This window comes from Brucella pituitosa (genome assembly GCF_965577835.1).
Classification (GTDB): Bacteria; Pseudomonadota; Alphaproteobacteria; order Rhizobiales; family Rhizobiaceae; genus Brucella; species Brucella pituitosa.
Genome location: NZ_OZ264092.1, coordinates 1,638,747 through 1,652,421 on the forward strand (window position 1 = coordinate 1,638,747; position 13,675 = coordinate 1,652,421).

Consider the following 13,675-nt stretch of genomic DNA (forward strand, 5'->3'; position numbering starts at 1 on the left):
CCCGCCTTTCTCTTTGCTGCCAAGCATTTGGTTTGGTTGCAAGCAATTGCATGTCTCCCAAAAGTGGGAACCGGTTTTGGGGTAGAGACATGCGTAAAAATAGTGAGAGCATTTCCAGCGTTTCACCTAAAAGTGGAAATGCTCTAAGTTCATGCAATGGAGGCCGTCATGGCCAAAACCGATATCGCGCGGCGCGTCTTTAACCACGCATGGAAGCTCGATCCGATTGTTCGCAGTCTGCTGGACACGGATTTCTACAAACTTCTGATGTTGCAGATGATCTGGGGGCTTTACCCCAAGGTGGATGCGACCTTCGCGCTCATCAATCGCACGACGTCCGTGCGCCTTGCCGATGAGATCGATGAAGGCGAATTGCGCGCGCAACTCGATCATGCACGCACGCTGCGCTTTACCAAGAAAGAGATGATCTGGCTGGCCGGTAACAGTTTTTATGGTCGCAAGCAGATTTTCCAGCCGGAGTTTCTCAACTGGCTGCATGACTTCCAACTGCCAGAATACGATCTGCGCCGCAAGGATGGTCAGTATGAGCTGCATTTCCATGGACCATGGTCACACACGACCATGTGGGAAATTCCAGCGCTTGCGATCATCAACGAGTTGCGCTCGCGTGCTGCGATGAAAAATCTCGGGCCTTTTTCGCTCGATGTGCTTTATGCCCGCGCCAAGGCAAAGATGTGGAGCAAGGTTGAGCGGCTTCGCGAATTGCCGGACCTGAAGATTTCGGATTTCGGCACCCGTCGCCGTCATTCATTCCTGTGGCAGCGCTGGTGCGTAGAGGCTTTGAAGGAAGGTATCGGCGGAGCATTCACCGGCACCAGCAATGTGCTTCTGGCAATGGATAACGATCTTGAAGCGCTCGGCACCAATGCGCATGAATTGCCGATGGTATTGGCAGCGCTTGCCAATACGGATGATGAACTGCGCACAGCACCTTATCGGGTGCTTCAGGACTGGAACCGTTATTATGGCGGCAATCTTCTGATTGTTCTGCCCGATGCTTTCGGTACGGCGGCATTCTTGCGCAGTGCGCCGGACTGGGTTGCCGACTGGACCGGCTTTCGTCCCGACAGCGCCCCGCCTATCGAAGGCGGCGAACGCATCATCGAATGGTGGAAGTCTCGCGGCAAAGACCCGCGCGAAAAACTGCTGATCTTCTCTGATGCGCTTGATGTCGAAACGATTGAGGAAACCTATCGCCACTTTGAGGGCCGGGTCCGCATGAGCTTTGGTTGGGGTACGAACCTTACCAATGATTTTGCCGGATGCGCACCGACAACAATCCATGGCCTCAAAGCGATATCGCTGGTCTGCAAGGTGATCGATGCCAATGGACGCCCGGCAGTAAAACTTTCCGACAATCCGCAGAAAGCGACAGGCGACCCAAAGGAAGTCGAACGTTATCTCAAATTCTTCGGTAATGAGGAGCGGGTGGAACAACTCGTCAAGGTTTGACGAGTTGCATTCCGTTATTCCATCAGACGTGCAGTACCCGACAGGCGGATAGATTCGCCGCGTACATGACCAATTTCAGCGCGCAGATGGGACGGTACGCCCATATCTTCGCCCTGAAACACTTCAATAGATCCGCCATGCGGCCAGCCCAAGTCGCGCAGATAGGCAGCAAAGGCTGCTGTAGACGCGCCGGTCGCAGGATCTTCATAAACGCCGCCCGAGGCAAAAGGATTACGGCTGTGAAAGCGTTGTGGCGTTTCTGAATGCACCAGAAGGATCGTGGTCCAGCCCTGTCGCTTCATCAGAACTCGCCCGCGCGGAAGGTCATAATGCATGGCCGCCAGTTTCTCGCGTGAGCGCAATGCCAACACGATATGATCTGCGCCTGCATGGATAAGTGCTGGTGGAATGCCTGGCGCCAGATCATCTTTCTCATAATTGAACAGCGCAAGCGCCTGCTCGATCTCGATTTCAGATGCAGCGCGGTTGCGCGTTCCGGGCGATTGAAGGCTGGCTGAAAACAGATCGCCTTCCTTGCGGCCCTCCACGCTGATGTCGGAATTGTTGAGCTTCAATGCAAACCGCCCGTCACCTTCGCGCATGGCAAGTGCAGCACCGAGCGCTATTGTGGCATGGCCGCAGAACGGCACTTCCATTTCGGGCGCGAAATAACGCACGCGCCAGCTGTCTCCTTCCGGCATGGCAAAAGCCGTCTCCGAAAAGCCAACATCGTGAGCGATTTTCTGCATTTCCTCAGCTGAGGGGTGTTTTTCCGAAATCAGTACACCGGCGGGATTGCCGCCCTGATTGCCTTGCGAGAAGGCTGCTATGCGCAAGACGTCCAATGATTTGTCCTTCGCCAAATTTCGATTCTCTCCCGCCCTTCTTCTATAGAAAGCGCGAAATGCGTCGGGTCAAGGGCAATACAGGGACAATGCGGATCGATGTTGCTTTGTGCCCGTCTATCGGCTTGCCGATACGATCAGAAGCATTGGACGCTCCACTTCATCTCGCAATGCGGGCATAGCTTCGATTTGTGCGGATGTCGGACGCCATTCTTCAAGATTGTTGATGGCGAAGCCTGCTTCAAGCAAAGCATTGACGGTCGTGCTCAGGCGACGGTGGTATTTAATGACACCGTCCGCAAGCCAGTCGGTGCGCCTTTCGCCTTCGACGGAATAATGATCGACCGGCCAGTGCTTGTTTTGGTTTTCATCCACGATCCAACTGGGCTTTAGCGGTGCCATGAAAATCGGATGTTCGATCATGAAGATGAAGTGGGAACCGGGACGAAGCGCACGATGGATCGTGTTGAGCAGACGCGTAAAGTCGCGGATGTAGTGAAAGGCGAGTGAGCTATAGACCAGATTGAAACGTGCTTCTGGCAGTTCCAATGTTTCCAGATCGGCTTGTACATACTGGATTGCATTGTCCTTAGTGTCGTGCCGCGCGCGTTCCAGCATGTTTTCCGACAGGTCGTATCCGACGACGGAAGCCGCGCCCTGCTCGCGGGCAAAGCGGGAAAACCATCCAAATCCGCAGCCGAGATCAGCGATGTCTTCGCCGGATAAATCAGGCAGCAGCGAGCGGATATAAGGCCACTCAGGCGCACCATCCAACCCATACACTGAGCGCGGCAGCTGGCTATAGGCGGTGAAGAAATCGTCACGATCATAAATATTCTGGGCCATGGTCTATCGTTCAGTCAGTGCAAGTTTTGCCCCGAGCGCGACGAAAGCGGCAGCAAAGCTACGGCGCATCCATGCAAGGACTGCGGGGCGCGAGATGATCTGGTTACGGACAGCGGCGGCGAAAACTCCGTAGATCGCAAACACCACGAATGTCATGGCCATGAAGACGAGGGACAGTTCCACCATGCGGGTAACCGTTCCGCCCTGCTGCGTATTCACGAATTGCGGCAGGAAGGCAAAGAAGAATATCGATAGTTTGGGGTTCAAAAGATTGACGAGGATCGCAGACCAGATGACCTCGCGGTCCGAACGCGGAGCATCATCGGTCTCTATCTTCAGCGTGCCATGCTCCTTGAGCGTCATCCACGCCATATAGAGCAGATAGGCGACGCCTGCGTATTTGATGACCTCGAAAGCAAGTGCGCTGGCATGGAGCAGAGCCGCAAGCCCCGTTACGGCTGCCAGCATATGCGGCACGATGCCGAGCGTGCAGCCGAGCGCGGCAATGACTGAAGCCCTTGCACCACGGGACAGTCCTGCGGCAAGCGTCACCAGCACCCCTGTGCCGGGGGACGCGACAATGATGAAGGATGTCAGCAGAAATTCGATGCTCATAATGCGCTAACTTTCGTTTGCGCATTTCCGGCAAAACCGCTGCGCACTTTTGCCGGAAATGCTTTTTGCCTGCGCATTTCCGAACGCAAAACCGTTTCACACTTTTGCTGGAAATGCTTATGCGCGCATCATGTCACGGCTTTGCCGTGCGTCAATCCTTCATCTCATGCGCCCAGGGCGGATTGGCACCCGCGCGGGAAACAGTGATGGCTGCAGCGCGAACGCCCAATGCCACGGCTGCATGAATCTGGTCTTCGTCGAGATTGGCGACTGCATCCTTGGTCAGTAATCCTTGACCATGCAGGCTCGCGAGAATACCCGCATTGACAGTATCACCAGCCCCCACGGTATCCACCACGTCCACCTTCACGCCGGGCACGCGAACAGTTGCCTTCGCAGTATAAGCATCGGCACCGTGCGCGCCTTTGGTGATGACGATCAGCTTGGGGCCAAGCTTGAGCCATTCGGCTGCAATTTCGTCGTGGCTGCCTTTTTCGCCGAACCAGTCGAGATCTTCGTCTGAAAGCTTAACGACATCCGCGAGCGCGATCATACGCTTCATGCGGGCGAGATGTTTTTCGCGGTCGGTGATGAAACCGGCACGAATGTTCGGGTCAAGGAACATGACCCGCTTTGAAGCTTCACGCGTCATCAGTGCTTCGTAGACGCTACCGCATGGTTCTGAAATCAAGCTGATACAGCCAAAAAGCAGTGCATCTATTGCGTCGTCTATCAGCGGTATGTCGCTTTCCGAAAGCATCCGCAATGCCGTGTTTTCATCGTAGAAAGCGTAGCGGGCCTGTCCGTCGACAAGCCGCACAAATGCCAGCGTTGTTGGTCGATCGGAGATTGCCGAATAGGAATAATCAACATTCGAGCGCGCCAAGGCGTCGCGCAGCACTTCACCGAAGAAATCCGATGACAGGCCTGAGAAAAATCCGGTCGGAACACTCAACCTGCCAAGTGCGATGGCCGTGTTGAACACCGAGCCACCAGCAAAAGGCACAAAGGCTGTTCCGCCTTCTGTCGTTTCGCGTGGCAACATATCAATCAGGGCTTCACCGCAGCATAGGATCATAGGGTCAACTCGGCTGTTAGAGCATGTCCAGCAAAAGTGCGAAGCGGCTTTGCGCAGGACAATGCGTAAAAATAAACTGTTAGAGCAGTTCCGGTTATTTTGCCTTAAGTGGAACCGATCTAAATCGATTGAAGGTTAGAAAATAACAAACATAAACACAAAAGCGCGGTGTTGTTCAACACAGCACTTTTGCAAATTGGTTAAACGTGCTGGCCACCATTGATGTGGATTTCCGAGCCGGTCACATAGGATGAAGCTTCGGAACAGAGATAATAGATGGTCTCGGCCACTTCGGAGGTCTTTCCGAGGCGCCGCATGGGCAATTGTTCCACCAGCTTGTCTGTACCGGGCGACAGGATTGCTGTGTCGATTTCGCCCGGGGCGATGGCATTCACTCGAATGCCATGAGGGCCAAAATCGGAAGCCATTTCGCGTGTAAGAGCTGCCAGTGCAGCCTTTGACGTCGCATAAGCGGTGCCTGCAAAGGGGTGAACGCGGCTGCCTGCAATGGATGTCACGTTGACCACTGAACCCTGCGCTGTTTCCAGTTCCTTGAACAGTCCGCGCGCCAGCATGATCGGCGCCATGAAGTTCACCTGAAACACATCACGCCATACAGCCATGGGCGTTTCAATTGAATTCAGGCGACGACCGCCTTCTGCTTTGGGTGAGATGCCAGCATTATTAACCAGTGCATGCAGCTTGCTGCCATTGGCTTCCAGTCTGCGGCGGATTTCAGCAATCGCTTTGCCGATATCTTCCTGATCGGCCAGATCGACCTTTATGTGATCTTCCGGACCCGCTGGCCAAGGGCAATTTTCGGCAAAATCCTGACGCGAGCAGGTAATGACGCGCCAACCCGCGCGCGAGAAGCGCTTGACCGTGGCATGGCCAATGCCGCGACTTGCCCCTGTCAGCACCAGGGTCTTACGTTCCGCATCTGCCTTGGGAGCATCAGACCGGGACGTATCAGTGTGGGAAACTGTAGACATGAAAACCTCACTCTCAATCCTTGAATAGACTAAGCCGCTCAGGATTTCGAGGGGAATTAGCAGCAGGCAATGCGTGGTGCTTCACTTGATCGCGAGGTCGGGTCGATCAGCGATCGGCCCGACTTTCCGAGAGGTTTGATCTGGCGCGCGTCTTTTCCGAAAACCGCTTCGCATTTTTCGGAATGCGCTCTCTTAAAGCATTTCCAGCAAAAGTGCGAAGCGGTTTTGCGTCGGATAATGCATAAAAACAAATAGTTAAAGCGGTTCCTATGATTCAGTCTTAACTGGAAGCGCTTTATTGCGTATTGCCCATGATGATATCGAGCAATGTCGTTGAGTCGCGTTGCTGCGGTGGTGGACCGCCAACATTGCCGGGTGGCACTGGCGCGCCATTATCATTCACCGGATAGTTGGCTGGCACGCCGGATTGCTGCCCCTGTTGAACCGTATTGCGGGCGGCAGAATCAGGTGCCGGTGGCCAATAGCCGTCATCACCATTGCCTGCCATTGGCTGATCGCCATAGCCGCCTTGTGGAATCATGCCGGGTTCATATGGATTGTTTGGATCGATACCGTCGCTGCCGCCGGGTACAACATTCTGAATATCGTAATGGCCCGGAAGTTCTGCGACTGGCACGCCCTTATGGGCTTCCTTCATGAACGTTTTCCAGGCGGCAACTGGAAGTGTGGAGCCGAAGACACGTTTCATGCCCTTGCCATCATCATTGCCGAACCAGACGCCGGTTGTGAGATTTGCGGTATAGCCGACGAACCACGCATCGCGGAAGTTCTGACTGGTTCCGGTTTTCCCCGCTGCTGGCCAACCGAAAGCGGCACGTTTGGCGGTGCCATCTTCCACCGTACGACGAAGCATCGCATTCATCATGCCGACATTGCGTTCATCTATCACGCGTGGGCCGACGCCATCTTCTCTCTGGTACAGAACCTTGCCTTCAGAATCCGTGATCCTGGTAATGAAATACACCGGCGCACGATAACCACCGTTGGCAAAAGGCACATAGGCGTCAGCCAATTCCAGCAATGAGACTTCGGATGTGCCGAGTGCCAGCGAGGCGTTGGGTTCCAACTTCGACTGAACGCCAAGGCGGTGCGCGGTGTCAATCACGGTCTGTGGACCAACTTCCATGACCAGCTGCGCTGAAACGGAATTAAGCGAGTGAGACAAGGCGGTCGCCAGAGTCACTTCGCCCATATATTTGCCGTTGTCATTGCTCGGCGTCCATTTACCGATCCGCACAGGCGCATCGTTGCGAACAGAATCGGGTGTGCGGCCTTGTTCGAGTGCTGTCAGATAGACGAAAGGCTTGAAGGACGAGGCGGGCTGACGGCGGGCGTCGGTGACGCGGTCGAACTGGCTGGCAGCATAATCATAACCGCCCACCAATGCGCGCACGGCACCCGTGCCGTCGATGGATACGAGCGCACCCTGGCTCACATTCATCTTTTTACCATTTGCCGAAATCTGATCCTTGATTGCTTCTTCGCCAGCACGCTGCAGATTGAGATCGACAGTGGTTTCAACCGTAATGTCAGTTTTCGTTTCGCCAATAAGCGCAGGAATCTCGGCAACCACCCGGTCGGCAAAATAGTTTTCAGAACCCTGCCAATAAGCCGCGGCGCGTGTTGGCGGCTCGCTTTCTGCGATGGCGACCTGACGGTCATCGATCATGCCTTCTTCGCGCATAGCGCCCAGCACCAGCTTGGCGCGGGCACTTGCGGCCTCTGGATCGCGCGCAGGCGAAAGACGCGAAGGGGCTTTCAGAAGACCGGCAAGCGTTGCCGCTTCCATGAGGTTCACGTCCTTGGCAGACTTTCCGAAGTAGCGTCGCGAAGCCGCATCGACACCATAGGCACCGGAACCGAGATAGACACGGTTCAGATACATCTCCAATATCTGCTCTTTGGTATATTTATGCTCAAGCCACAGAGCGAGCATCACTTCTTGCACCTTGCGCTCAAGCGTGCGATCAGGCGAAAGGAAGAGGTTCTTGGCAAGCTGCTGTGTGAGTGTCGAACCACCCTGTACGGCGCGGCCAGAGGTTACATTGGTAACAATTGCACGGGCGAGACCTATCGGATCAATACCGAAGTGCGACATGAAACGGCGGTCTTCGATTGCCATGACAGCTTGCGGAATGAATGGCGACATCTCGTGCAGACCGACAGCTTCACCGCCCGTTGTGCCACGATTGGCAATGAGACTGCCCTGCACATCAACGACACGCACATTCGGAGGGCGATCCGGAATGGTCCAGTCAGTTGTTGGCGGCATTTTGGCCGCGAAATACACGAGCATGCCCGCGAAAGCGATACCGCCCCAAAGGCCGAGCACGAGACACCAGTAAAACACCCGGCGAACAAATCCAAAAAAGCCGCCGCGTTTTTTGGGCGCGCGACGTGAACTGCGCGGTTCGCGATCTTTCGTCGGTTTGCTTTTACGTTGGGGACGGGCCATGCGCTCCTCCTCATCGACGCGAAACACGTCCTCTTCCTGCTCCTGCGACTTGCCAAAGGAAGGTTCGATACGTCCGTTTCTGCCGTCTCGCGATGCCATGTCGTTCTAGATCCGCCCACCTGCTTATCGGTTACTGGTTTTGTAACCGCTTAATTCATCAACCCGCATATATCGAGGGCGTTTATCGCCTGAAGGGTAAATGCGGCAGTTTAAAGGGGGGTAAACTCCGCATTCACAAAAAATAACGGTGTTGGAGCGCAAAAGAAAAGGCCCTGCAGAGCAGGGCCTTTCAAAAAATTCATCTGATCAGGTCAGATTAGAACTTGTATGCAACGCCGAGACGAACTTCGTTGGTCTTGAACTTGTCGCGAATGCTGACTGGTCCACCGAAATCGAAATCCTTATGACCGTAATCGGTGTAACGGTATTCAAGGCGAACGATGACGTTGTCAGTTGCTGCGTAGTCAATACCTGCGCCAGCGGTCCAGCCGGTAAGGGTCTTGCTCTGTGAAACGCTGTCTACACCATTATCGAGTGTGTTCTTGACGCTGCCGAATGCAACACCACCAGCAATGTAAGGCAGGAAGCGGTCAACTGCATAACCTGCACGGGCACGAACCGCACCCGACCAACGCAGCTTGCTTTCAAGCTCAACGCCGGTATCCACACCAGCATCGTCAAAGATCGATGCGCTATCCTTGAGGTTGTTGTAGGTCACGTCACCGTCGATACCCAGAACAACGCTGTTGCCGAGGTCGAAGTTGTAACCTGCATAGAGGCCACCGAGAAAGCCATCTGGCTTGACGTTACCGAGGTCGAAGCCATCAGTGTCAAAACGCGACTTGCCCCAACCGTAACCGATCTGGCCACCGAGGTAAGCGCCATTCCATGTAAAGGAAGGAGCGACGATGACTGGAGCTGGTTCTTCGTAAACTACAGCGTCAGCTGCCTTTGCGCCAGTTGCAGCAAGAAGAGCAACAGTGGATGCGAGAAGAAGAGACTTGAGCTTCATAATAAATCTCCTTTGGAGAACGGGGAGTTCGAAATCTGTTGCACCCAATATAAGCGATTGACGAAAAGAGTCTGTAGCAAGAAGGTCACAGTCGCGTAATTGCCGCAAAAGTTGCGCACAGAATCGTGATTAGCTTGAATAGCTGATGTTATTGGTTACCAAATGCTTAAAATCCACGGTTGCATTCTGCGAGGATGTTTTTGCAATCGATATTGAGATATAGGGTGCGGAGAAAATGAAATGGGTGGGGCAACCGGGGCTGTACAGCGGGTCGACTGGGTCGATATTGCCAAGGGTATTTGCATTATCTTCGTCGTCATGATGCATTCCACGCTGGGCGTGGAGAAGGCGGCAGGCTCTGAAGGCTGGATGCATCATGTCGTGGCCTTCGCCAAGCCTTTCCGCATGCCCGACTTCTTCCTGATCTCCGGCTTGTTTCTCAGCCTCGTCATTGACAGGCCATGGCGGCGCTATCTCGATCGTAAGGTCGTACACTTTTTGTATTTCTATATCTTATGGCTGACGATCCAGTTTGCATTCAAAGCACCAGCAATTGGAAGTGAGGCAGGTATTGCCGGTGTTGTCGAAGCCTACCTCATGGCCTTCATTGAGCCTTTCGGAACACTCTGGTTCATCTACATTCTACCGGTCTTTTTCATTGCGACACGCTTGTTGAAGCGTGTGCCTGTCGGTCTGACCTTTGCCTTGTTGGCTATTCTGGAAATTCTGCCCATCCATACCGGCTGGACGATGATTGACGAGTTCTGCTCGCGTTTTGTTTATTTTTTCGCAGGCTATGCCTTCGCGCCCCTGATTTTCCGCATCGCGGATTGGCTGCGTCAGCGTCCGGTTGCGGGAATAGTTGGGCTGCTTATCTGGGGGCTCATCGAATATAAGCTGGTCTTCACGCCAATACCAGAAAGCCTCGCCTCTCTCATCGCTCCTGCTGGTGATCTTTTGAACGGGCGAGGGGCAGTGAGCGATCTTCCGATCATGTCGCTTTTGCTTGGACTGATTGGAGCATTGGCGATTATTTCGATATCATCGCTGCTGAGCTTGCTTTCGGATAAAAACTGGTTGCATCGCGGGCTAAGCTGGCTCGGCGCGCATTCAATCGTCGTCTATCTGGCATTCTTCCTGCCGATGGCGATTGCCCGGACAATTCTTTTGAAAGTTGGCTTTCTGGATGTCGGAACGGTTTCACTGCTGACGACCGCAAGCGGTGTTATCGGTCCGGTCGTTCTCTACGGGCTTATTCAATGGACTGGTTTTGGACAGTTCCTGTTCCGTCGTCCGGCGTGGGCTTATATTGATCGCGCTCCGCAAAAGAAAACGGCGGCTCAAGCGCATCCCGAAAAGTGTGAAACGGCTTTCGGGCAGGACGCGCGTTAAAGAAAATGGCATGAGAGAGCTATCTCTCATGCCACCGTCTGATGCTTTATGAGTGAGCGAAAATATCCGTCTCCGGCCAACCCATCAGATCAAGTTCCGAGCGGGTTGGCAGGAATTTGAAGCAGGCTTCAGCCTGTTTCGCGCGGCCATCACGCTCCAGGCGTTTCTCGAATACTGCTTTCAGGCGATGCAGATAAAGCACGTCTGAGGCGGCATAATCGAGCTGGGCCTGCGAAAGCACTTCCGCTGCCCAATCAGATGATTGCTGCTGTTTGGAAATCGAAACATCGAGAAGCTCGTTGCAGATTTCCTTCAAACCATGACGATCCGTATAGGTGCGGGTGAGCTTCGATGCGATCTTCGTGCAGAAAACCGGCTGCGCCATGGTGCCAAAAGCATGTGCCAGCACCGCAAGGTCGAACCGTCCATAATGAAAGATCTTGGTGATCGAACGATCTTTCAACAGCTTGACCAGATTGGGGGCTTTTTTCTGTCCGGCTTCGATCTGGATCACATCTGCCGTGCCGTCGCCAGGCGAGATCTGAACGACGCAAAGCCTGTCGCGATGCGGGTTCAGACCCAGCGTTTCGGTGTCGATAGCGACTGCATCAACCTGATAATTATCCAGATTGGGCAAATCGTGTTTGTGAAAACGGATCGTCATATAGTTTTCCTTAGTTGGCCGCCGTAGCGGCCATAATGCGAGCCTTAGTTGGCCGCGATAGCGGCCATAATACGCGCCCAAGAGCGCTGACCCTTATGGAAGGAGTTCAGCTCATATTTTTCGTTGGGCGAATGAATGCGGTCATCTTCAAGACCGAAACCGACGAGCAAAGATTCCATACCGAGGAATTTGTCGAAGTCGCCGACAATCGGAATCGATCCGCCCATGGCGATCAATACGGCTGGCTTCGGCCATTCGTCTGAAAGCGCATCCTTGGCTTTGGAAACGAGCGGGGAATCATATGGCAGCTGGATCGCCGGTGATCCGCCATGAGGATGAAACTCGACCGAGCAATCGGCTGGCAGACGCTCTTCGACGAAAGCGCGGAAAGCTGCGCGGATTTTGACTGGATCCTGCTTGTGGACGAGACGGAACGAAACCTTGGCGGATGCTTCCGCAGCAATCACGGTTTTGAAACCTTCGCCGGTATAGCCGCCGATAATGCCGTTGACTTCAGCCGTTGGGCGCGCCCAGGTCAGTTCCAGAACGCTGCGGCCTTTTTCACCCGATGGGATTGAAAGACCAATCGGGCCGAGGAAGTTTTCAGCCGTTCGGCCAAGGCTTTCCCAGGACTGCAAAATCTGCGACGGCGTTTCTTCCACGCCTTCATAGAAACCCGGAACCGTAACACGGCCGGTTTCGTCATGAAGATCTGCAAGGATTTTGCTGAGAATATGAATCGGGTTGGCAGCGGCACCACCGAAGAAACCCGAATGCAGATCGCGATCCGCAGCTTTGATGACAATTTGTTCGCCGACAAGTCCGCGCAGACCAACGCTGATCGCGGGCGTTTCGGCATCCCACATGGCGGTGTCGCAAACAAGTGCTACATCGGCCTTCAGCTCTTCCTTGTTTGCATCGAGGAACGGCTTCAGCGATGGTGAGCCGGATTCTTCCTCGCCTTCAAACAGCAATGTCACCTTCACGGGCAGATTGCCGTTAATGGCTTTGTAAGCGCGACAGGCTTCCACAAAGGTCATGAGCTGGCCCTTGTCGTCGGATGTTCCGCGACCAGTCAGAATTTTGCGGCCATTGCCGACGTCTTTGATTGCAGGATCAAACGGATCGTTTTCCCAAAGATTGAGCGGATCAACCGGCTGCACGTCATAATGGCCATAAAACAGCACATGCGGTGCATCAGTTGTAGCGCCATCGTGATGGGCGACGACCATTGGATGCCCCGGTGTGTCGCGCACACTTGCATTAAAGCCAATCGACTTCAGGTCTTCGACCAGCCATTCGGCAGCCTTGCGGCAATCGGCTTTGTAAGCCGGATCGGTCGAAATCGACTTGATCCGCAAAAGATCGAACAGGTGGTCGATGCTCTTATCGAGATTTGTGTCGAGATAATTGAGGACTTTATCGAGTGATTGCGCGGACATGGATGCTTCCTGACGAGTCGTAAAACTGATGGCACACTACAACCACCAACTCGAAGAAGAAACCCAATATGAACGCAAAACTGGGACCAGAAAATGAATTGGCCGTTGCGGTGAGGGGGTTACCACAACGGCCATATCACTACACTCAAAAACGACAGCCCGGAGAGGGGAATGAGGCTGTCGCGAACAACCGGTATCCAACGGGGGACGGGTCAGAAAACCGGCGACCGACGTACTGTCGATGGGTGTAATCTGGCCCTCCAACTGTGGCTATTCAAGGGCATTTAAGATTACAAATTCGTAACATAAACGTTACCTTGGCGGGTGGAATCCGTTATCGGTGATAGCGTGAAAATGCGTGAGAGAAGAGGCGCTTATGGATAAGATGACAATGCTGGGTAAGAAGGACTGGGAAAAGACGCCAGGCAAGTGGCACGGCGAGTTTGAAGGAAATGTGTTCGGAACGGGTGCGTCCGTCATGTTCTATGCAACCGAAGAGGCTGGGCGTGGCCCCAGATTGCATCGTCACCCCTATGACGAGATCTTTATTGTGCGCAAAGGCCGAGCCCTTTTCACGGTTGGCGAAGAGCAATTCGAAGCCGAAGAAGGCAGCATCGTATTTGGTGCAGCCAATATTCCACACAAATACGTTAATGTCGGTCCGGGTCTTCTGGAGATGATCGATATTCATGTCTCCGGCGAGTTCATACAGGAAGATCTGGAGTAGCTTCTGTCACTGAAATGCGCGCTTGTGTGATCCACGCGTGATCCAACGGTGGACACATGTTTCTCTTGACACAAGGCCGGTTTTCTTTGTGCGTGGTTTCCTCTAATTCTATG

General features: G+C 53.9%; 12 protein-coding genes. 3 read left to right on the forward strand and 9 right to left on the reverse strand.

Translation table 11 applies throughout. The annotated features are described in order from the left end of the window. Window positions 1–168: 168 nt before the first annotated feature. A complete protein-coding gene (pncB, locus tag ACSME1_RS07875; protein WP_024898207.1) occupies window positions 169–1,473 on the forward strand; it encodes a nicotinate phosphoribosyltransferase in 1,305 nt (434 codons plus the stop codon). A 14-nt stretch (window positions 1,474–1,487) separates the two neighbouring features. On the opposite strand, the gene ACSME1_RS07880 is transcribed toward pncB, so the two are convergent. The 7 genes from ACSME1_RS07880 to ACSME1_RS07910 all read right to left on the reverse strand — a co-directional run bounded on the left by ACSME1_RS07880 (window position 1,488) and on the right by ACSME1_RS07910 (window position 9,337). Then, window positions 1,488–2,318, reverse strand: a complete 831-nt coding sequence (locus ACSME1_RS07880; protein ID WP_024898206.1) for a PhzF family phenazine biosynthesis protein — start codon at window positions 2,316–2,318, stop codon at window positions 1,488–1,490. A gap of 117 nt (window positions 2,319–2,435) precedes the next feature. Next, entirely contained in the window at window positions 2,436–3,164 is a 729-nt protein-coding gene (locus ACSME1_RS07885) for a class I SAM-dependent methyltransferase (RefSeq protein WP_105705483.1), read from the reverse strand. A 3-nt stretch (window positions 3,165–3,167) separates the two neighbouring features. Continuing rightward, window positions 3,168–3,779 carry a LysE family translocator gene (locus tag ACSME1_RS07890; protein WP_105705482.1) on the reverse strand — a complete coding sequence of 204 codons (612 nt, stop codon included), beginning with the start codon at window positions 3,777–3,779 and terminating at the stop codon, window positions 3,168–3,170. Between the two features lie 151 nt (window positions 3,780–3,930). Beyond that, complete coding sequence (locus ACSME1_RS07895; protein WP_105705480.1) at window positions 3,931–4,857, reverse strand: carbohydrate kinase family protein; 927 nt, start codon at window positions 4,855–4,857, stop codon at window positions 3,931–3,933. A 200-nt stretch (window positions 4,858–5,057) separates the two neighbouring features. Further along, on the reverse strand, window positions 5,058–5,849 hold the full coding sequence (locus tag ACSME1_RS07900; protein ID WP_024898202.1) for an SDR family NAD(P)-dependent oxidoreductase: 792 nt from the start codon (window positions 5,847–5,849) through the stop codon (window positions 5,058–5,060). A gap of 295 nt (window positions 5,850–6,144) precedes the next feature. Then, complete coding sequence (locus tag ACSME1_RS07905; protein WP_024898200.1) at window positions 6,145–8,424, reverse strand: transglycosylase domain-containing protein; 2,280 nt, start codon at window positions 8,422–8,424, stop codon at window positions 6,145–6,147. 217 nt (window positions 8,425–8,641) lie between these two features. Then, a complete protein-coding gene (locus tag ACSME1_RS07910; RefSeq protein ID WP_105705478.1) occupies window positions 8,642–9,337 on the reverse strand; it encodes an outer membrane protein in 696 nt (231 codons plus the stop codon). 240 nt (window positions 9,338–9,577) lie between these two features. On the opposite strand from ACSME1_RS07910, the gene ACSME1_RS07915 reads away from it, so the two are divergent. Further along, complete coding sequence (locus ACSME1_RS07915; RefSeq protein WP_105705476.1) at window positions 9,578–10,729, forward strand: acyltransferase family protein; 1,152 nt, start codon at window positions 9,578–9,580, stop codon at window positions 10,727–10,729. 46 nt (window positions 10,730–10,775) lie between these two features. On the opposite strand, the gene ACSME1_RS07920 is transcribed toward ACSME1_RS07915, so the two are convergent. Together ACSME1_RS07920 and ACSME1_RS07925 are read right to left on the reverse strand one after the other, a co-directional pair. Next, window positions 10,776–11,393, reverse strand: a complete 618-nt coding sequence (locus tag ACSME1_RS07920) for a ribonuclease D (RefSeq protein ID WP_024898197.1) — start codon at window positions 11,391–11,393, stop codon at window positions 10,776–10,778. 44 nt (window positions 11,394–11,437) lie between these two features. After that, a complete protein-coding gene (locus tag ACSME1_RS07925) occupies window positions 11,438–12,835 on the reverse strand; it encodes a dipeptidase (protein ID WP_024898196.1) in 1,398 nt (465 codons plus the stop codon). Between the two features lie 376 nt (window positions 12,836–13,211). Here ACSME1_RS07925 and ACSME1_RS07930 point away from each other — a divergent pair, with 376 nt between their 5' ends. Then, window positions 13,212–13,562 carry a cupin domain-containing protein gene (locus ACSME1_RS07930; protein ID WP_024898195.1) on the forward strand — a complete coding sequence of 117 codons (351 nt, stop codon included), beginning with the start codon at window positions 13,212–13,214 and terminating at the stop codon, window positions 13,560–13,562. Window positions 13,563–13,675: the final 113 nt, after the last annotated feature.

What these genes read in the sequence shown, in the direction of transcription:
- pncB (WP_024898207.1), top strand. Translation starts at nt 169, where the DNA reads ATGGCCAAAACCGATATCGCGCGGCGCGTCTTTAACCACGCATGGAAG.
- ACSME1_RS07885 (WP_105705483.1), bottom strand. Translation starts at nt 3,164, where the DNA reads ATGGCCCAGAATATTTATGATCGTGACGATTTCTTCACCGCCTATAGC.
- ACSME1_RS07890 (WP_105705482.1), bottom strand. Translation starts at nt 3,779, where the DNA reads ATGAGCATCGAATTTCTGCTGACATCCTTCATCATTGTCGCGTCCCCC.
- ACSME1_RS07895 (WP_105705480.1), bottom strand. Translation starts at nt 4,857, where the DNA reads ATGATCCTATGCTGCGGTGAAGCCCTGATTGATATGTTGCCACGCGAA.
- ACSME1_RS07900 (WP_024898202.1), bottom strand. Translation starts at nt 5,849, where the DNA reads ATGTCTACAGTTTCCCACACTGATACGTCCCGGTCTGATGCTCCCAAG.
- ACSME1_RS07905 (WP_024898200.1), bottom strand. Translation starts at nt 8,424, where the DNA reads ATGGCATCGCGAGACGGCAGAAACGGACGTATCGAACCTTCCTTTGGC.
- ACSME1_RS07910 (WP_105705478.1), bottom strand. Translation starts at nt 9,337, where the DNA reads ATGAAGCTCAAGTCTCTTCTTCTCGCATCCACTGTTGCTCTTCTTGCT.
- ACSME1_RS07915 (WP_105705476.1), top strand. Translation starts at nt 9,578, where the DNA reads ATGGGTGGGGCAACCGGGGCTGTACAGCGGGTCGACTGGGTCGATATT.
- ACSME1_RS07920 (WP_024898197.1), bottom strand. Translation starts at nt 11,393, where the DNA reads ATGACGATCCGTTTTCACAAACACGATTTGCCCAATCTGGATAATTAT.
- ACSME1_RS07925 (WP_024898196.1), bottom strand. Translation starts at nt 12,835, where the DNA reads ATGTCCGCGCAATCACTCGATAAAGTCCTCAATTATCTCGACACAAAT.
- ACSME1_RS07930 (WP_024898195.1), top strand. Translation starts at nt 13,212, where the DNA reads ATGGATAAGATGACAATGCTGGGTAAGAAGGACTGGGAAAAGACGCCA.